This window comes from Bradyrhizobium sp. UFLA05-89 (assembly GCF_059803475.1).
This window is the reverse complement of sequence record NZ_JBANBA010000012.1, coordinates 104739-122997: the sequence shown is the minus strand read 5'-3', so window position 1 is coordinate 122997 and position 18259 is coordinate 104739. Positions and strand designations below refer to the sequence as shown.

The following is an 18259-nucleotide window of genomic DNA, read 5'->3' as shown; positions in this document are numbered from 1 at the left end:
GCCAGCCGTCTTGAGGTCAGGACCAGCAGACGTCCGCCTCCTTCGAACAAGGAGATGATCTGAAATGATCTAACAACGACTCATCCTTGACCAAGCCCATACAAGTATTCCAGAGACTGCGCCTGGCCACGGAGAGGCCGAGGCGTATTGGCTGCCCCGCCTTCGCAGAGCATGACAGTGAGTGTCGGCTGAAAGAGTGCCTTACTGCACGCTCAGCAGCCGTAGGGTGGGCAAAGGCGCGCTTGCGCCGTGCCCACCCCTTCCGTTGCGATGGTGGAAAGACGGTGGCGGTGGGCACGCTTCGCTTTGCCCACCCTACGGGACTGTGAGTGTGGGGCCGAGAGCGTGCCTTACTGCACGCTCAGCGCCACGAAGCGCAGCTCGCCGTCACCGTTGGAGACGAGCAGCAGCACTGACTTCTTGCCGTCCTTCTTGAGCTGGTCGATGCGCTTCTGGACGTCGGCGCCGCTGGAGACGGCCTCCTGCGCCACCTCGACGATGACGTCGCCGGCGGAGAGCCGCTTCTCGGCCGCGTCGGAACTGGCATCGACATTGGTGACGACCACGCCCTTGACGCTGTCCTTGATCTTGTAGCGGGCGCGCAGGTCCTTGTTCAGCGTCGCCAGATCAAGGCCGAGCGCCTTCTGCGTCACCGGCTTCTCCGGCGCCGGCTCGTCGGTCTTCACTGCGGCCTGGACCTTTTCCGGATCCTGCAAGCGGCCGAGCTTGACGCGCTTGGTCTCCTCCTGGCCCTTGCGGATAACGACGACGTCGACCTCCTTGTCGACCGCGGTGTCGGCGACGACGCGGGAGAGATCCTTCGGGTCCTTGATGTCCTTGCCGTCGAACTTGACGACGACGTCGCCGGGCTCGATGCCGGCGGGCTTTGCCGGGCCCTTCTCGTCGACGCCGGCAACCAGCGCACCACGCGGCGGCTTGATGTTGAGGCTTTCGGCGATCTCGTCGGTGACCGACTGGATGCGCACGCCGAGCCATCCGCGGCGCAGTTCGCCGAACTGGCGAAGCTGGTCGACGACGCCAGCCACCGTCTTCGACGGCACGGCGAACCCGATGCCGATCGAGCCGCCGGAGGGCGAGATGATCAGCGTGTTGACGCCGATGACCTCGCCTTCGAGGTTGAACAACGGGCCGCCGGAATTGCCGCGGTTGATGGCGGCGTCGGTCTGGATGTAGCTGTCATACGGGCCCGACGAGATGTCGCGGTTCTTGGCCGAGACGATGCCGGCCGTCACCGTGCCCCCTAGGCTGAAGGGGTTGCCGATCGCGACCACCCAGTCGCCGAGACGCAGCTTGTCGGAGTCGCCGAACTTCACTGAGACCAACTGCTTTGGCGGCTTGAACTTCAAGACAGCGAGGTCGGTCTTCTTGTCGACGCCGACGAGCTCGGCCTTGATCTTGGTGCCGTCGTTGAGAATGACGTTGATCTCGTCGGCATCCGCGATCACGTGATTGTTGGTGACGACGATGCCGGAGGTGTCGATGATGAAACCGGAGCCGAGCGAGTTGGTCTTGCGAGGCGGACCGTTGTCACCCCTGTCGCCACCCTTGCTGCCGCCGCCGGGACCACGACGGTTCTTGAAGAAGTCGTCGAAGAATTCCTCGAAGGGCGAGCCGGGCGGCAGTTGCGGCATGGTGTTGGTGCCGCCGCCCTTGGCTTCGACAGTCTGCGAGGTCGAGATGTTGACGACCGCGTCGATCACCTTCTCGGCGACGTCGGCGATGCCCTCCGGTCCGCGCGCGTAAGCCGGCGAGCCGAACGCGCTGAACGCGCTGATGGCGATCGCAGCCAGCCCGAGTCGCATGCAATGGCGCAGACGGGTCGTGGCAATGATGGCAGCGGTCATTGTGATCTCCGAAAGAGAATTAAGGATTCGTTGTCCAGACTGCGCTCGAACGGGGTGGCGGCGCAAGCACGGAGGTTAACGGGCCTCAAGACCCGGATAATACGGCGAAAAACCGGCGACTTTGCTTCACTTTAGCGTTCGCGTCGGAAGTGCCGGGCTCAGTGGTGCCGGATCCACCAGATCAGGATCAGGCCGGCCACGGCCGAGCCGATGCCCACGGCACGCAGGATATGATCGGGAGTTGCAAGCGCGCTCTTCATCGCCTTGCGCATCCACGCGGGACTTGCCGCGAACATCAAGCCTTCCAGCACAAACAGAATGCCCAAGCCGATGAGGAAGTCGGCAAACGCTATTGACCTCATCGGACTGGAACCTCCCCTTGTGCCGTTCTTGTTCCGCGTAGGGGCGGCACCGGCGCCGCCCCTGTTTCGTCTTACTGTTTCGGCGCCGCCTGCGCTTCGGCACCCGCCTTGCCGCTTGGGCTACCGAAGTACCGGAAGAAATCCGAGTTCGGCCGCAGCAGATAGCGGGTGTCGCTCGAGCGCAGGCCGGTCTCATAGGCCGACATCGAACGGAAGAAGGCGAAGAAGTCCTGGTCCTTGCCGTAGGCGTCCGCGAACAACCGGGTGCGTTCCGCATCGCCTGCGCCGCGGGTCTGCTCGGCCTGCGAGTTGGCTTCAGCGATGATCACGGTCGCCTCGCGGTCGGCCTTGGAGCGGATTTCCTGTGCCTTCTGGCCGCCCTGTGCGCGGAACTCGGCCGCTTCGCGCTGGCGCTCGGTCTTCATCCGATCGTAGACGGCCTGGCTGTTCTGCTCGGGCAGATCGGCGCGCCGAATGCGGACGTCGACGACCGAGATACCGTAGCCGTCGGCTTCGCGGTCGAGCTGCTCGCGGATGCGGCCCATCAGCTTCTCGCGCTCGTCGCGCACTACCGTGATGAAGGTGACCTCGCCGAGCACGCGGCGCAGCGCCGCGTTGAGCAGCGTCGTGAGTTGGAGGTTGGCCGCCTGGATCGAGCCGACGCTCTGATAGAAGCGCAGCGCATTCTTGATGCGGTAGCGCGCGAAGGCGTCGACCACGAGCCGCTTCTGGTCGGAGGCGATCACTTCCTGCGACGGGTTTTCCAGATCGAGGATGCGCTTGTCGATGCTGATCACGCTGTCGACGAACGGCGCCTTGAAGTTCAGCCCGGGCTCGGTGACGACCTTGACGGGTTCGCCGAGACGGACCACGAGCGCCTGCTCGGTCTGCTGCACCGTAAAGACGGAGCTGTAGGCCACGATCAGGATGAGCAAGAGGACGATCAGCGAGACGATGCCAGTGACCGGAGACCTCATCGGGTACCTCCGCCCTGCTGGCCAGAGGTGGCCGGCGGCCGCTTCGGCGTCAGCTCATTGAGCGGAAGAAAGGGCACCACGCCGCCTTGGCCGGTCGCGGCACCGTCATAGACGAGCTTTTCCGAGCCGCCGAGCACGCGCTCCATCGTCTCCAGATAGATCCGTTCACGCGTCACGTCCGGCGCCTTCTTATATTCTTCGTACACTTTCAAAAAGCGCGCGCTCTGGCCCTTGGCCTCGGCGATCACTTGTTCCCTATAGCCCTCGGCGGCCTGGAGGATCTGCGCGGCGCGACCGCGCGCTTCCGGCACGACACGGTTGGCATAGGTCTGGGCCTCGTTCTGCAACCGCTCGAGGTCGGCGCGCGCCGCCTGCACGTCGCGGAAGGCGTCGATGACCTGCGCCGGCGGGTCGACCTTCTGCATCTGCACCTGGGTGATCAGGATGCCGGAGCCGTAGCCGTCGAGTGTCCTCTGCATCAATTCCTGCACGCCCTGCTCGGTGGTGTTGCGGGCGCCGGTCAGGATCGGCTGGATCTGCGAGCGGCCGATCACCTCGCGCATCGCGCTTTCGGCGACCGCCTTCACGGTGCCCTCGGGATTCTGGATGTTGAACAGGAAGTCGCCGACGCCGTCGGGCTTGATACGCCACAGCACGGTGAAGTCGACGTCGACGATGTTCTCGTCGCCGGTCAGCATCAGGCTCTCTTCCGGCACGTCGCGGATGGTACGGCCGCGGCGGGAGGGATCGTCGATCAGCGTCATGCCGATAGAAATGGTCGAGACACGCAGCGCTTTCGGCAGCAGCACCGTCTCGATTGGATACGGCAGATGGTAGTTCAGGCCCGGCTGCACGGTGCGCACGTGCTTGCCGAAGCGCAGGACGACGCCGAGCTCTTCCGACTGCACGCGGAAGAAGCCCGAGGCGAGCCAGATCGCGACGATGAACAGCACGATGACGGTGATGCCGATGCCGCTGAAATAACCGCCAGGCAAAAGCTGCTGGAGCCGGTCCTGGCCGCGTCGCAGAAGGTCTTCCAGATCCGGCGGCCTCGGCCCGACCGGTTGCGGACCTGTGCCCCATGGCCCTTTCGAGCCCGAGCCCCACGGGCCACCGCCCTGATTCTTCCACGGCATTCGACAGTCTCCTCGGCAGGGTCTGGAATTGCCCCCACCCGCTTTGTCCGGTTCGGCTTTATAGGGGACGCTTTGCCCCCTTACAACGCACGCCTGACCGCCTCCGAGCTATGCCGCGCTGGGGAAATGTCAATGTAAACATTGGTAAAAGCGGTTAATGTTGCGGCCGCCGACGATATGTCACATACGAGAAATCGGCGCTGTCGTCGCCTGCCGCCGAATGCCGGACGCGCGCGACCTCCTCCCAGTCTGCCTTGTTGATCTCGAAAACAGTGTCGCCCTCCGGCTGCGCATGCACTTCCGTGACTTCGAGGCGGTCGGCGCGGTCGAGCCATTGCCGGTAGATCTCGGCGCCGCCGATCACGGCAATCTCGGAGACAGAGCGCCGCTGGGCGTCGCCGCGCGCGATTGCATGGGCATCCGCCGCGGATGTGGTCACGACGGCGCCAGCCGCACGGAAGCTCGCATCGCGGGTGATGACGATGTTGGTGCGACCCGGCAGCGGCCGGGGCAGCGACTCGAAGGTCTTGCGGCCCATCACCACGGGCTTGCCGATGGTCAGCGCCTTGAAACGCTGCATGTCGGATTTCAGCCGCCACGGAATCGCGTTGCCGGCGCCGATGACGCCGTTCTCGGCGATGGCAACGACGAAGATGATCTCCATCAGGGAGCCTTCCCTGCAAGCCGCGTCAAGGCATCACCGGTGACGCGGCACAGCGTCCAGTCATCCATCATGACGGCGCCGAGCGACTTGTAGAATGCGATCGACGGCGCGTTCCAGTCCAGCACCGTCCATTGTAGGCGCGACCAACCATTCTCGACGCATTCCTTCCCGAGATAATTAAGCAGCGCCTTGCCGATGCCCTTGCCGCGATGCGACGGCCGCACATAGAGGTCCTCGAGATAGATTCCGTGCCGGCCGCTGAAGGTGGAGAAATTCACGAACCATACCGCGAAGCCGACCGCTTCGCCGCTCCATTCGGTGATCGCGCAGAAAAGTCGCGGGTTCGCACCGAACAGCGCTTCCGCAATCATGGCCTCGGTCGCTTCGACCTCATGCGTGAGCTTCTCGTACTCGGCAAGCTCGCGGATGAAGGAGAGAACGAGCCCGGCCTCGCCGGGTCGCGCGCGGCGGATGTTGAGCGACATTGGCTAAAGCGCAACGGTTTCGGGTTGAATCATCATCGCGCTTTCTTTTTCGCGCATGATCTGTTCGGAAAACCGCGGCACACTTTTCCGGATCATGCGCTAAACGGCGACTTCCGCCTTGATGTGCGGATGCGGATCGTAGCCGACGAGTTCGAAATCCTCAAAGCGGAAGGAGAAGATGTCCTTCACGTCCGGATTGATCCGCATCACCGGCAGCGGACGCGGCGTCCGCGTCAATTGCAGCCGCGCCTGCTCCAGATGATTGGAATAGAGATGCGTGTCGCCGAGCGAGTGCACGAAGTCGCCGGGCTTCAGGCCCGTGACCTGCGCGACCATCATCGTGAGCAGCGCGTAGGAAGCAATGTTGAAGGGTACGCCGAGGAAGACGTCGGCCGAGCGCTGATAGAGCTGGCACGACAATTTGCCGTTCGCGACATAGAACTGGAACAGCAGGTGGCAGGGCGGCAGCGACATCTTCTCAACGTCGGCTGGGTTCCAGGCGGTGACGATCAGCCGGCGCGAGTCCGGGTTCTTCCTGATCATGTCGATGACATTGGCGATCTGGTCGATGCTGCGCCCGTCGGCCGTGGGCCAGGAGCGCCATTGATGGCCGTAGACCGGCCCTAGATCGCCGTTGGCATCGGCCCATTCGTCCCAGATGGTGACGCCGTTGTCGCGCAGATATTTGATGTTGGTGTCGCCCTTCAGGAACCACAACAGCTCATGCACGATCGCCTTCAGCGGCAACCGCTTGGTGGTCAGCATCGGAAAGCCGGCCGCAAGGTTGAAGCGCATCTGATGGCCGAACACCGACAGCGTGCCGGTGCCGGTCCGGTCGCGCTTCTCGGCGCCGTCTGAAAGAATCCGCTCGAGCAGGTCCTGATACTGGTGCATGTGCGTGCGCTATGGGCCTTCTGGGAGGCCGGCGAACTTAGCGGCCGGCCCCGTGCTGCGACAGCAGCGATTCGCTGCCTCGCACAGATTATACCCGGAAAAGTGAGCGTTCCGCCGGCAAACGACAAGGGGCGGAACTTGCACCCCGCCCCTGCCCTACCCTGTTGATAATACTGGCAAGTTGGTAACGCCGGCCTCAGTTCTCCGATTCCGTAAAGACCTCGTCGCGCTTGGCGCGCAACACCGGCAGAACCGTGAGCACCAGGAGGGCGGCTGCGATCGCGAGCAGCACGGCGGAGAGCGGACGCGTCACGAACACGCTCCAGTCGCCGCGCGAGATCAGCAGCGCGCGACGCAGATTCTCTTCCATCAGCGGTCCGAGCACCATCCCGAGCAGCAGCGGTGCCGGTTCGAAATCGTGCTTGATCAGCCAGTAGCCGACGAGGCCGAACACGCCCGCGAGAATGACGTCGACCGGCGCGTTGTTCACCGAGTAGATGCCGATCGCGCAGAAGATCACGATCGAGGGGAACATCAGCCGATAGGGCACGCGCAACAGGCGCACCCAGATGCCGACCAGCGGCAGGTTGATGATGATCAGCATGAGGTTGCCGATCCACATCGAGGCGATCATGCCCCAGACGAGGTCCGGCTGCTTCTGCATCACCTGCGGGCCCGGCACGATGCCGTGAATGGTCATGGCGCCGACCATCAGCGCCATCACCGCGTTCGGCGGGATGCCGAGCGTCAGCAGCGGGATGAAGGAGGTCTGCGCCGCTGCGTTGTTGGCGCTCTCCGGCGAAGCGACGCCTTCGATCGCGCCGCGGCCGAACCGCGACGGATTCTTCGCGATCTTCTTCTCCAGCGTATAGGCGGCAAAGGAGGCGATGACCGCGCCGCCGCCGGGGAGGATGCCGAGGATCGATCCAAGAACGGTGCCGCGCACGATCGCGGGCGCCGAGTCGACCAGGTCTTTCCTTGTCGGCATCAACCCCGTGATCTTCTGCTGCACGAGATCGCGGTTCATCTCAGCGCCGGCATCGAGGTTGCGGATGATCTCGGCAAAGCCGAACACGCCCATCGCCACCGTCGCGAAGCCGAGACCGTCCGCAAGCTCCGGAATGTTGAAGGCCATGCGCGAGGCGCCGGTCTCGATGTCGGAGCCGACCATCGAGAGCAGCAGTCCGAACACGATCATCGCGATCGCTTTCAGCACCGAACCCTTGGCTAGCACCACCGCGAAGATCAGGCCGAGCACCATCAGCGAGAAGTATTCGGCCGGACCGAAGGCCAGCGCGAGCTTGGTCAGGGGCGCGCCGAGAACGGCGATCAGGACCGTCGCAACGCAGCCGGCGAAGAACGAGCCGATCGCCGCAATCGCCAGCGCCGGACCGGCGCGACCCTGCCTGGCCATCTGATGGCCGTCGATCGCCGTGACGACCGAAGTCGCTTCACCGGGAATGTTGACAAGGATCGAGGTGGTCGAGCCGCCATATTGCGCACCATAATAGATGCCGGCGAGCATGATCAGCGCGCCGACCGGTGGCAATCCGAACGTGATCGGCAACAGCATCGCGACGGTTGCGATGGTGCCGATGCCCGGCAGCACGCCCACCAGCGTACCGACGAGCGCACCAATCAGGCACATCAGGAGGTTGATCGGCGAAAACGCGACGGCAAAACCGTGAGCGAGGTTGGCAAAGAGATCGACCATCACGCCCTCACTGGACCAGGAATCGCGGGAACATCGGCATCGGCAATCCCAGGACGTAGGGGAATAGCAGCGCACAGCCGAGCGTCAGGCAGGCGCCGACGATGGCGGCTTCGATCCAGCGTGTCTCGTGCGAGCCGGTCGCCGCGATCAAAAAGCTTAGGAACGCCGTGACTACGAGGCCGAGCGGGCGGATCGCCAGAGCGAAGAAGACAATCGCCGCCATCACGAACAACGGCCCGCGCCACGAATAATGGGAGAGCCCCGCTCCCTCGGTCAGCAGTCCCGTCAGCGCGATGGCCGCAGACAGCACTACCAAGAGCCCGCCGAACATGCGCGGCGCCGTGCCGGCTCCGAAGGAGAAGCCGCGCATGCCCTGCAAGTCACTCGACGCCCACAACGCGAACAGCGCGACCGCCATCAGCACGATGCCGCCGATATAATCCTGCGGCGCGCGGATGGTCATGAAGAGCGTGAGGATTGCGACCGCAAACAGCGGATAGGAGTAGATCAGCGCCAGCAGAACGTCCGAGGACAGCGCCTTCTTGGCATCAGCGCCGAACGTCCCGAGGACCGCGCCGGGCGCCCCAGCCAAAAGCGCGGTCGCATGGCTGATCAGGACGGTCGCCGGGCCGCGCCCGCTCCCCCATCCGAAGATCGTGCCAATCGACCAGATGAATTCGAATATCTGCGGCGCGAGCGCCAGCAGGACGATGCCGATGGCGACCGATGTGTTTCGCGTCGTTGTCGCCGAGTGGCCCATTATGTCGGCCATGCATGTCTCCTCCGCGACCCCGTAAGTCACGAGCCCTGTTGTTCTATTGGATGGAATTGGATCCCCACCAGCATCATTGCCTAGCGATTTTCATTAGACAACGCCAGCAAAACCCAAGACGCCCCCGGCAAGCAACAGCCAGAGCGGATTGACGCGCGACACCGAGGCGAGCACCGCAACGCCCGCCATCAGCAGCGCGGCAATCACGGTGTGCGTGGTGGATTGGGCCAGGATCAGAGCGCTTGCCGCCATCAGGCCGATCGACAGCGGAACCAGCGCAGCCTGGATCATGGCGGGCCAGCGCGATTGGCTGGGACGGTTGAGGAGGCGGCTCACATAGTAGGCAAGCAGGGCGGTCGGAAGGCACATCGCGAGCGTTGCCGCGAGCGCGCCGGGAATGCCGGCGACCGCATAGCCGATCAGCGTGACAATCAGGACGTTCGGTCCGGGCGAGAGCTGCGAGATCGCAAAGGCATCCGCGAACTGCTTGTCGGTCATCCAGTGATGCACGTCCACGGCGATGCGGTGCATCTCGGGCACCGCCGCGGCCGCACCGCCGACCGCGAACAGCGACATCAGGCCGAAAGTCGAGATCAGCGCCCAGATCGGATTCTCGCTGTTCATGCTGCTACCTTCCGTCGCAGGACAACCGTGATGGCGATGCTGGCAGGGATCGCGACCAGCAACACGGCTTGCAGCGGCAGCCGCAGCACGCCGATCGCGACGAACACGGCGGCCATCAGGACGAGGGCGATGGCATCGGCGCGCTTCAACAGCGGTGTCATCATACGAAAGACCACCGCGATCAGCAGCCCGACGGCCGCGCAAGATACCCCGGCAAGAGTGCGGCGCAAAACCTCGAGCTCGCCGAAATGGGCGTAGAGTACGGCGAGAGCCGTCATGATCAGCGTCGGCGGCACCAACAGCCCGGCGAAGGCGGCGACGCCGCCGGCAAGCCCGCGCAGGCGCGAGCCGAACACCATCGACAGGTTGACGATGTTCGGACCGGGGAGGAAGTGGCAGAGGGCGAAGGTCTCGTTGAACTCGTCCGCCGTCATCCAGCGGTGGTCGTCCACGATCGCCCGCCGCGCGAACACCAGGACGCCGCCGAACCCGGCCAGCGACATCCGGGCAAAGGCCATGAACAGGGCGAAGAGGCCCGGTGGGTCGGTCTTGACGGGGATATCCGGCTCTTGAACGGCCGGTGCGGAATCCGAGGACATCGTGGCAGCTTAAGGGGGCCGCTATCCCCGCGCCAAGGCTGGCCATCCGGGCGGCCAGCACCTATCCAAAGGAACTCTCGCCAAACCCCTGTCTTTCCCGATCTTTGCCGCCTATATTGGGGGTGCCGGCTTGCCGGCTATGGAAATAAACGGTCGTCGCAATAAACCATTCGGACCCGGGGGCGGTACCCGGCGCCTCCACCAAAGCCCACCAGCGGGCTACCCGAGAGCGGGCTTTGGCGGGGGCGAAATAGGATCGACGAGGGCGTAAAGGGCGTGCTTTTTCCCGGTATTGTTCCGCCGTTATCGGGCTACTGCAATAGTTGCCAACGACAACTTTGCTCCGGTTGCTCAGGCTGCGTAACGCAGTTTGAAAGACCACTTTAAAGTCCTAGCGGGTTAAGCTCCGCTAGGCGGGGTTCGGAGGCACCTGGCAACAGAAGCCTCCACTTCCATTTTTCTCCCGCCTTTTTTCTCGTGGGCGGGGACTCCTTCTGGCCGGTCGGGCGCGGTACCATTGCGGCCTGGCGAGTCGGCGCGGCACCGGCTCGGGAAATACGACAGGACCGATAGTCAGGATCCATAATGGCGACCGATCATATCCGATACGACGTGCTGGCACGCGACGCATTGCGCGGCGTGCTGCGGAAGGTGCTGAGCGATGCCGCAGCGCACGGATTGCCGGGCGAGCATCACTTCTTCATCACCTTCGTATCGAAGGCGGAGGGCGCAAAGCTGTCGCCGCGGCTGCTCGCGCAATACCCCGACGAGATGACCATCATCCTGCAGCACCAGTTCTGGGATCTGACCGTGCTCGAGGACCGTTTCGAGGTCGGCCTGTCCTTTGGCGGCATCCCGGAGCGGCTGGTGGTGCCGTTCAGTGCGATCAAGAGCTTCCTCGATCCGTCGGTGAAATTCGGCCTCCAGTTCGACACCTCCGATGTCGCGGAAGTGCCGCCCGCGGCACTCCCCGCGGCGCCTGCCCCCTCGGCTGTCGCGGTCCCCGCGCCGGCTGCCGAGAAGGCGGAAGCCGAGGACGAACCCACCGCGCCCAACCAAGGCGGCGCCGAGGTCGTCCGACTGGATCGCTTCCGCAAGAAATGATCGAGTTCGCTGGGCACGAGCGCCCAAGCGCAGCCAAACCACCTATATAGATGAGCTCGAGAAGCCGCGCGCATTCCGCGCGGCAGAATGGATGCGCTCATGGACAAGACGACCCGGCCCTCGCGCCGCTCTGCCACCCGAATCGAGACCGACAGTTTTGGTCCGATCGAGGTCCCTGCCGACCGTTACTGGGGCGCGCAGACTGAACGCTCCCGGCAGAATTTCCGCATCGGGGAAGACCGCATGCCGATCTCGCTCGTGCATGCGCTCGGCATCGTCAAGCTGGCCGCAGCCCAGACCAATCGCGAACTCGGCCTTCTCGACCAGCGCCGGGCGAACGCGATCATCCGCGCCGCGCGCGAGGTGGTCGAGGGCAAGCTCGACGACCACTTTCCGCTGGTGGTGTGGCAGACCGGCTCGGGCACCCAGAGCAACATGAACCTCAACGAGGTGATCGCCAACCGCGCCAACGAGCTCTTGGGCGGCGAGCTCGGCGCCAAGAAGCCGGTGCATCCCAACGACCACGTCAACATGAGCCAGTCGTCGAACGACTCTTTTCCGACCGCGATGCACATCGCGGCCGCCGGCCGGATCACGGCCGATCTCATTCCTGCACTCTCCGAGCTGCTCGTCGCGCTGCACAAGAAGGAGAAGGCGTTCGCTGGGATCGTCAAGATCGGCCGCACGCACACCCAGGATGCGACGCCGCTGACGCTCGGCCAGGAGTTTTCCGGCTATGCCGCACAGGTCGAAAGCGGCATCGCGCGATTGAAGGTCGCGGTAAAGGATCTCTATCCGCTGGCGCAAGGCGGTACCGCGGTCGGCACCGGTCTCAACTCAAAGCCGCGCTTTGCAAGGCTGTTCGCCAAGCAGGTCGCCGGCATCACGAAACTCCCCTTCACCAGCGCCGCCAACAAGTTCGAGGCGCTGGCGTCGAACGACGCCTATGTGCTCGTGCATGGCGCCATCAATTCAGTAGCGACGGGGCTGTTCAAGATCGCCAATGACATCCGCCTGCTGGGATCAGGCCCGCGCTCGGGGCTGGGCGAACTGATCCTTCCCGAGAACGAGCCGGGATCCTCGATCATGCCCGGCAAGGTCAACCCGACCCAGTGCGAGGCGATGACCATGGTGTGCTGCCAGGTGTTCGGCAATCACACCGCGATCACGGTCGCCGGCAGCCAGGGGCATTTCGAGCTCAACGTCTTCAAGCCCGTGCTCGCCTACAACATGCTGCATTCGATCCGGCTGATGGCCGATGCCGCGCGCTCCTTTACCGAGCATTGCGTATCGGGCATCCGCGCCGACGAGAAGCGGATCCGCGAGCTGATGGAGCGCTCCTTGATGCTGGTGACGGCGCTGGCGCCGAAGATCGGCTACGACAACGCGGCCAAGGTGGCGAAAACGGCGCATGCCAACGGCACCACGCTCAAGGAAGAGGCGCTCCGGCTCGGCTTGGTGTCGGCGGACGAGTTCGAGCGGCTGGTCCAGCCCGAAAAGATGACCCATCCCGGCTGATTTCCGAATTTCGATAGGCCTCCGTAAAGATACGGAGGAAAAAACGGCATGAAATTTGGGGTCCGGGCAAGGGGATTTGATTACCGTCAATGTTCTGGCCTTGGCGCATGCTAGGCGAGTGTTTGCCCCTGACCGGGCGAAATTGATTGTTTGATGGTACCAGAGGCCGATTGACGAGGATCAAATGGCGATCAAGTGTCATGGAGCGCGGCGCAACGCCTTATTTCCGCATGTTTCACCCCGCCCGCCGAGGATCGAGTGATGGAGACGCGGCATGGGGAACGTCATCAACCTGAACCGCTTCCGGAAGCGCGCCGAGCGGGAAGCCTCGGCGAAGCAGGCGGAGGCCAACCGGACGAAGTTCGGCCGCAGCAAGGCCGAGCGATCGGCGGAGGAGAAGCGCGAGGCCCAAGCGAAGGAGCGCCTGGATCAGCATCGGATCGAGCGCGAGGAACAGCCATGAAATCGCCCGTCGTCAAGCGATCGATCGTCGTCGCCGGCCACAAGACAAGTGTCAGCCTGGAAGAGGCCTTCTGGAATGGCATGAAGGAGATCTCCGGCCTGCGCAACATGACGCTGTCGGAGCTGGTCGGAGAGATCGACGGCAATCGCCAGCAGGGCAACCTGTCGTCCGCGATCCGGCTGTTCGTGCTCGATTACTTCAAGAACCGCGCTGCAGCGGTCCTGCCCGAGCAAAAAGTGCCGGCCCAATAGGCCGGAGCCGTCAGGTAAAGCATCCGCGAGGCCGCACTTTATAATCACTCTAAGGTGCGGTCCCGGCTGCGTGAGCGCGCTTGACCTGTCTCGCTGCCGTTGAAAATACAGGGCATGACCGACGACAACATCACGCTCCCGCAGACATCCACGCACCTGCCCTCGGGTTCGCCTCTGGGGCTGGCCGAACGCGGCTATTCGGGCGTCATCCAGCATCTTTCCGCCAACGGTGCGGGCTCGGCCCTGTCGGACGTCGAGCTGGAAAGCCGCCTGATCGAGCTCGGCTTCGTCGAGGGTGCCAAAGTCGAGATCCTGCACGAGGGCATCGTCGGCCGTGACCCGATTGCGGTTCGCGTCGACAACGTCACCATCGCGGTGCGCCGTCGCGAAGCCATGGCCATCATCGTCGCGTAACGAGCGACCGGACCGCTGACCCAGGCCTTTAATCCCATGGAAGCTCCCCTGCTGCATCTGGCCCTGGTGGGCACGCCGAACAGCGGCAAGACCTCGCTGTTCAATGCGTTGACCGGCAGCCGGCAGAAGGTCGCGAACTATCCCGGCGTCACCGTCGAGCGCAAGGAAGGCTTTTTCGTCACTCCCTTGGGACGCCAGGTCTCGGTTGTCGACCTGCCCGGCACCTATTCGCTGCGCGGCCGCAGCCCGGATGAGGAGATCACCCGCGACATCGTGCTCGGCAAGGCCTCGGGCGAGACGAAGCCCGATCTCGTGCTGTGCGTGGCCGACTCCACCAATCTGCGCCTGACCATCCGCCTCCTGCTCGAGCTCAAGCGCACCGGACGACCGATCGTGCTGGTGCTCAACATGTTCGACATCGCGACCCGCCGCGGCATCACGGTGGACGTGGCGCGGATGGCCGACGCGCTCGGCGTACCCGTGGTCACCTCGATCGCGGTGCGCAAAGGCGGCACCGCCGATCTGCTCAAGCTGACCGACGAGATCTCCGCGCAGGTGAAGCCGCAGCCCCAGGAGAACAACTGGCGGCCGCTCGGCGTCGCCGAACTGCGCGCCACGCAGCGCGAGGCCGACCGGATCATCGCTTCCACCGTCAGCCTGCCTGCTAGCCCCGACACCTGGACCGCGCGGATCGACGCCGTGGTGCTGCATCCCGTCGGCGGCCTCATCGTGCTCGCCCTGATCCTGTTCGTGATGTTCCAGGCGGTGTTCGCCTGGGCGCAGCCGCTGATGGAGCTCTTGTCCTCCTCCTTCGACGCGCTCGGGCAGTTCGTGCACGACACCCTGCCCGCCGGCCTGTTGCAGAGCTTCCTGCAGAACGGCGTGATCTCCGGCGTCGGCAGCGTCATCGTGTTCCTGCCGCAGATCATCATCATCTTCCTGTTCATCCTGCTGCTGGAAGATTTCGGCTACATGGCGCGCGCGGCCTTCCTGATGGACCGCATCATGGGCGGCGCCGGGCTACACGGGCGCGCCTTCATTCCGCTGCTGTCGAGCTTTGCCTGCGCCATTCCCGGCATCATGGCGACACGGGTGATCGACAACCGGCGCGACCGGCTGACCACGATCCTGATCGCGCCGCTGATGACCTGCTCGGCGCGCATTCCCGTCTATACGCTGATCATCTCCGCCTTCATTCCGGCAAAACAGCTCTGGGGCTTCGTCAACCTCCAGGGCTTCGTGATGTTCGGCCTCTACGCCGCAGGCATCATCAGCGCGCTTTTCGTCTCGTTCCTGATCAAGTTCTTCATGCTGCGCGACTATGCGCCGGCACCGTTCATGCTGGAGCTGCCCGACTACAAGATGCCGCGGCCGAAATCGATCGCGATCGGCATCTTCACGCGCGCCAAGATGTTCTTGCAACGCGCCGGCACCACGATCTTCTCGATGATGGTGCTGATCTGGTTCCTGGCTTCGTTCCCACAGCCGCCGGCTGGCGCAGCGGACCCCGCCATCAACTACAGCCTCGCTGCGATCCTCGGCAAGGCGATCGCGCCGCTGCTCGCGCCCGTCGGCTTCAACTGGCAGATCGCGGTGGCGCTGATCCCGGGCATGGCGGCGCGCGAGGTCGCGGTGGCAGCCCTCGGCACCGTCTATGCCATCGAGGGTGGCAAGGAAGCGGCCGAGCAGATCGGCCAGGTGCTGGCGACGAAATGGTCGCTGGCGACCGCCCTGTCGCTGCTCGCCTGGTACATCTTCGCCCCGCAATGCGCCTCGACGCTGGCGGTGATCCGGCGCGAGACCGGAAGCTGGAAATGGATGGCGACCACCTTCGCCTACATGCTGGCGCTCGCTTATGCGGCGAGCCTTGCGACCTACAACATCGCGATGGCGCTGGGCGCGGGGTAGCTCTTCGTGCTCAACGGGCTCGCATTCGCAGAGCCTTCATCCCCAAAACCAAAAATCTCGAAAACAACCCCATGCAAAGTAAGCCGGCGGCGGCCGACGCCCTCCTTTTGATTCGGAAAATCCGTTGACACGTCGGGCAAATCACCGGCACGATGCCATCCTGGGGGGCTTGGCAGCTGCCGCGACGCGGGGAACACAGAAACCCCGTCGGCGTATTGATCGACGATCGGCCGGAACCGTACCGGCCGGACGCACAACTTGGGGAACATTCATCGCGGGGAGACCTGTCGCCAATAGGAACCACCTCCTTCCTCTGCCGTTGGGCGGCGCGGAGGAGAGCCGATGGATCAGGATGAAGACCAGAAGCCGCCACGGGAACGAGAGCGTACGGACCGTACCGAAGACGCGCGCAAAGTCGCGGAAGAATACGCCGAATTGCAGCGTCAGATCGCGGAGAGGCTCCGCAGGAAGATGAACTAAAGCGCGACGAGATTGAATCGTCATCGCGCTCTAGGTTGTTGTCTGCGCATGACCTCCGCGTGGACGCGTCTCGCGTTTATCGCGAGGAGAACCGCTCCACACGTTCCCGGATCATGCTCCGGTCAACGGGCGCGCGAGGCGCGCCAGCTTTCGACGCCATCATTTGGATGACGCTCGTGTTTGCGCAGCTCATCGACGAGACGCTCGAGATAGGGCGGCAGGGGCGACATTTCGCGAGATAGGTCCTGTTGCAACCTGTCGCCCACCTCGTCACAGATCGACCGGGCAGTCTTATGGTCGATGCGGTCCGATATTCGGCTGATCGGTTCCATAACGCGACTTCTTTGATCGGCCCCACGATTAACTCAAGTTACAGGGTGAGAAAATGTTTCGCGTCAACCGATGGGTCACTGGAACGAAGGCCGATTTTGCGGATGTTGGAACCGGCGACGCTCAAACTGGGAAACAGACATCAAGTTGAACCTTGGACTCGTTCACAGGCGATATGAAGTCGCCATGCTATCGCCTTCCGACTTTCCGCCCTTGTGACCAGTCCGCAATCGGCGCTAAACCTTTGCTTATCACCGGCTAAGGCTCTGCCCATAGGCGTCGAGTGGCTGAGAGACCACTTCGCTTCCGCCTATGGCGAGGAGAGCAAGATGGATCGGTCCCGGCAACTTCAACATCTCGAACAAGCTGAGCGCCACCTATTGCGTGGCGAGCAGAGCGTTTCGGACCAAGAGCAGCGTATCGAAGACCTCAAACATCATGGGCATGATACAACTCTGGCCCGCGCACTCCTGGAAACATTCCTCTGCACGCAGATGCAATTTCTCGCGCACCGCGATCAAATCCTCCGAGAACTAGATCGCGCTTGAACTGACTAAAGCGCGATGAGATTGGGCTGAATTTCGATCGGCCCTTATGGTGTTGTCTGAGCATGATCTCCGCGCAAACGCGTTCCGCCTTGGGTCGCGAGGGAAAACCGCTCCACACTGTTCCCGATCATGCGAGCGTCGCGATCGCGCCAAACGCGACTCCAAGCCGCTACAGCATGCATCATCCGGCTTGCATGCAAGGCACTGGGTCGCGCCCGGCTTGCAAGATCAAGGCTCGTCAACCCGGACAGAAACTGGTTCCGCATTGATTTCGATCAATGGTGGGACCCGGTCGCATGTCAGGTCTTCTCATTGTCCTGCAAGGAGAAAGCAAATGACTGGACATGCCAGACTTCTTGGACTGATCGTGAGTGCCGCGCTCCTGACGGCAGCCCCTCTGTCGTTCCGCTATTCACCCACGGAGACGCTATCCGTGTCCATTGATCGCGCCGAAGCGCGCGTTGGGCGGCCGCTGACGCCCATGAGCGTTGCAGGCGTCAACCGCCGAGTGCATCGGCGCGCCTATTACGGTGCGGCGGCGGCGGGAGCTGCAGCCTATGGTGCCTATGGCTATCGCCGGGCTTGTGGCTACTATCCCTATCCGCCCTGCTATTGAGCTTGCGCGAGCCTCGTCGCTTGTCCGCGACGAGCCGCGTCGTTTCTTCCCCATTGTACCGGCCGGCGTGCGGCGTACGCCTTCTTGCGCACGTACGCCGCCCCTGGGCCGCCCAAACAACCTCTCGACCATGACCGCGCCACACGAACTGGCTGATGCCCGTCAGGCGTGATGCGAATTCACTCTCTCACGCATCCTGTGACACAGCTCTTCCAGCTGACGCTGGAGAATTTCGAAGTTCGCAAGCAGCCTGTCGGCTCGTTCGCGATCCGCTGACCCCACGACAAAGTGGTTTCGCAGATTTGTAAGATAGCTCACGCGACTTCGGCCCGTGGCCGCTCTGCGCTCGGCGAATTCAAGCTGCTCGAGATCGTAGCTCAGCGCGTCCTCGGTGGCGATGAGCAGCTTCATGATCGTATCGCGATTTTTCTCGCTGAGATCAGCGCTGTTCAGGAGGCTGAGATAGTGGTCGATGTTGGCCTGGGCGATATACCGGTCCATCCTGTCCATCGCGCCCTCCTTGGGACGCACAATG

At 63.5% G+C, this 18259-nt stretch carries 22 protein-coding genes and 1 other RNA gene; 10 read left to right on the top strand and 13 right to left on the bottom strand.

Features of this window, described 5'->3' with window-relative positions; genetic code table 11:
- Positions 1–350: 350 nt before the first annotated feature.
- From SO139_RS09460 to SO139_RS09410, 11 genes are all read right to left on the bottom strand, one after another.
- Entirely contained in the window at positions 351–1865 is a 1515-nt protein-coding gene (locus tag SO139_RS09460) for a Do family serine endopeptidase (protein ID WP_449379224.1), read from the bottom strand.
- A gap of 158 nt (positions 1866–2023) precedes the next feature.
- The gene (locus SO139_RS09455) at positions 2024–2227 is read right to left on the bottom strand and encodes a DUF2065 domain-containing protein (RefSeq protein ID WP_449379225.1); all 204 of its coding nucleotides are present in this window, start codon (positions 2225–2227) and stop codon (positions 2024–2026) included.
- 71 nt (positions 2228–2298) lie between these two features.
- The gene (gene hflC, locus SO139_RS09450) at positions 2299–3204 is read right to left on the bottom strand and encodes a protease modulator HflC (protein WP_449379226.1); all 906 of its coding nucleotides are present in this window, start codon (positions 3202–3204) and stop codon (positions 2299–2301) included.
- The gene (hflK, locus tag SO139_RS09445) at positions 3201–4340 is read right to left on the bottom strand and encodes an FtsH protease activity modulator HflK (protein WP_449379227.1); all 1140 of its coding nucleotides are present in this window, start codon (positions 4338–4340) and stop codon (positions 3201–3203) included. The genes hflC and hflK overlap by 4 nt, the downstream gene beginning before the upstream one ends.
- A gap of 154 nt (positions 4341–4494) precedes the next feature.
- Positions 4495–5004 (bottom strand): dihydrofolate reductase, encoded by a 510-nt coding sequence (locus SO139_RS09440; RefSeq protein ID WP_449379228.1) that lies wholly within the window; start codon positions 5002–5004, stop codon positions 4495–4497.
- The gene (locus tag SO139_RS09435) at positions 5004–5489 is read right to left on the bottom strand and encodes a GNAT family N-acetyltransferase (RefSeq protein WP_449379229.1); all 486 of its coding nucleotides are present in this window, start codon (positions 5487–5489) and stop codon (positions 5004–5006) included. The genes SO139_RS09440 and SO139_RS09435 overlap by 1 nt, the downstream gene beginning before the upstream one ends.
- A gap of 99 nt (positions 5490–5588) precedes the next feature.
- A complete protein-coding gene (locus SO139_RS09430) occupies positions 5589–6383 on the bottom strand; it encodes a thymidylate synthase (protein WP_449379230.1) in 795 nt (264 codons plus the stop codon).
- Between the two features lie 196 nt (positions 6384–6579).
- Complete coding sequence (locus SO139_RS09425) at positions 6580–8097, bottom strand: tripartite tricarboxylate transporter permease (RefSeq protein WP_449379231.1); 1518 nt, start codon at positions 8095–8097, stop codon at positions 6580–6582.
- A 7-nt stretch (positions 8098–8104) separates the two neighbouring features.
- Positions 8105–8869: a tripartite tricarboxylate transporter TctB family protein gene (locus SO139_RS09420; protein ID WP_449379232.1), complete on the bottom strand. Its 765-nt coding sequence runs from the start codon at positions 8867–8869 to the stop codon at positions 8105–8107.
- A gap of 93 nt (positions 8870–8962) precedes the next feature.
- On the bottom strand, positions 8963–9493 hold the full coding sequence (locus SO139_RS09415; RefSeq protein ID WP_284266397.1) for a chromate transporter: 531 nt from the start codon (positions 9491–9493) through the stop codon (positions 8963–8965).
- Positions 9490–10092, bottom strand: a complete 603-nt coding sequence (locus SO139_RS09410; RefSeq protein ID WP_449379233.1) for a chromate transporter — start codon at positions 10090–10092, stop codon at positions 9490–9492. Before SO139_RS09410 ends, SO139_RS09415 begins: the two co-directional genes overlap by 4 nt.
- A gap of 85 nt (positions 10093–10177) precedes the next feature.
- On the opposite strand from SO139_RS09410, the gene ssrA reads away from it, so the two are divergent.
- The 8 genes from ssrA to SO139_RS09370 all read left to right on the top strand — a co-directional run bounded on the left by ssrA (position 10178) and on the right by SO139_RS09370 (position 16230).
- Positions 10178–10543: a transfer-messenger RNA gene (ssrA, locus tag SO139_RS09405) on the top strand.
- Between the two features lie 134 nt (positions 10544–10677).
- On the top strand, positions 10678–11196 hold the full coding sequence (locus tag SO139_RS09400; RefSeq protein ID WP_449379234.1) for an SspB family protein: 519 nt from the start codon (positions 10678–10680) through the stop codon (positions 11194–11196).
- An 87-nt stretch (positions 11197–11283) separates the two neighbouring features.
- The gene (gene fumC, locus SO139_RS09395; protein ID WP_449379235.1) at positions 11284–12714 is read left to right on the top strand and encodes a class II fumarate hydratase; all 1431 of its coding nucleotides are present in this window, start codon (positions 11284–11286) and stop codon (positions 12712–12714) included.
- A gap of 274 nt (positions 12715–12988) precedes the next feature.
- Positions 12989–13177 (top strand): DUF4169 family protein, encoded by a 189-nt coding sequence (locus SO139_RS09390; protein WP_449379236.1) that lies wholly within the window; start codon positions 12989–12991, stop codon positions 13175–13177.
- Positions 13174–13428 carry a ribbon-helix-helix domain-containing protein gene (locus SO139_RS09385; RefSeq protein WP_254103758.1) on the top strand — a complete coding sequence of 85 codons (255 nt, stop codon included), beginning with the start codon at positions 13174–13176 and terminating at the stop codon, positions 13426–13428. Before SO139_RS09390 ends, SO139_RS09385 begins: the two co-directional genes overlap by 4 nt.
- A gap of 114 nt (positions 13429–13542) precedes the next feature.
- Complete coding sequence (locus SO139_RS09380) at positions 13543–13842, top strand: FeoA family protein (protein ID WP_449379237.1); 300 nt, start codon at positions 13543–13545, stop codon at positions 13840–13842.
- Between the two features lie 36 nt (positions 13843–13878).
- Positions 13879–15750, top strand: coding sequence for a ferrous iron transporter B (gene feoB / locus SO139_RS09375; protein WP_449379238.1), 1872 nt, complete (start codon positions 13879–13881; stop codon positions 15748–15750).
- 342 nt (positions 15751–16092) lie between these two features.
- A complete protein-coding gene (locus SO139_RS09370) occupies positions 16093–16230 on the top strand; it encodes a hypothetical protein (protein ID WP_498539957.1) in 138 nt (45 codons plus the stop codon).
- Positions 16231–16352: 122 nt separating this feature from the next.
- Here the strand turns inward: SO139_RS09370 and SO139_RS09365 are convergent, their stop codons facing one another.
- Positions 16353–16562 (bottom strand): hypothetical protein, encoded by a 210-nt coding sequence (locus SO139_RS09365; RefSeq protein WP_449379239.1) that lies wholly within the window; start codon positions 16560–16562, stop codon positions 16353–16355.
- A gap of 327 nt (positions 16563–16889) precedes the next feature.
- Here SO139_RS09365 and SO139_RS09360 point away from each other — a divergent pair, with 327 nt between their 5' ends.
- Positions 16890–17108 carry a hypothetical protein gene (locus SO139_RS09360; RefSeq protein ID WP_449379240.1) on the top strand — a complete coding sequence of 73 codons (219 nt, stop codon included), beginning with the start codon at positions 16890–16892 and terminating at the stop codon, positions 17106–17108.
- A 334-nt stretch (positions 17109–17442) separates the two neighbouring features.
- A complete protein-coding gene (locus SO139_RS09355; RefSeq protein ID WP_449379241.1) occupies positions 17443–17724 on the top strand; it encodes a hypothetical protein in 282 nt (93 codons plus the stop codon).
- 162 nt (positions 17725–17886) lie between these two features.
- Here SO139_RS09355 and SO139_RS09350 read toward each other — a convergent pair whose 3' ends face one another.
- Positions 17887–18234 (bottom strand): hypothetical protein, encoded by a 348-nt coding sequence (locus SO139_RS09350; RefSeq protein ID WP_449379242.1) that lies wholly within the window; start codon positions 18232–18234, stop codon positions 17887–17889.
- Positions 18235–18259 lie beyond the last annotated feature (25 nt).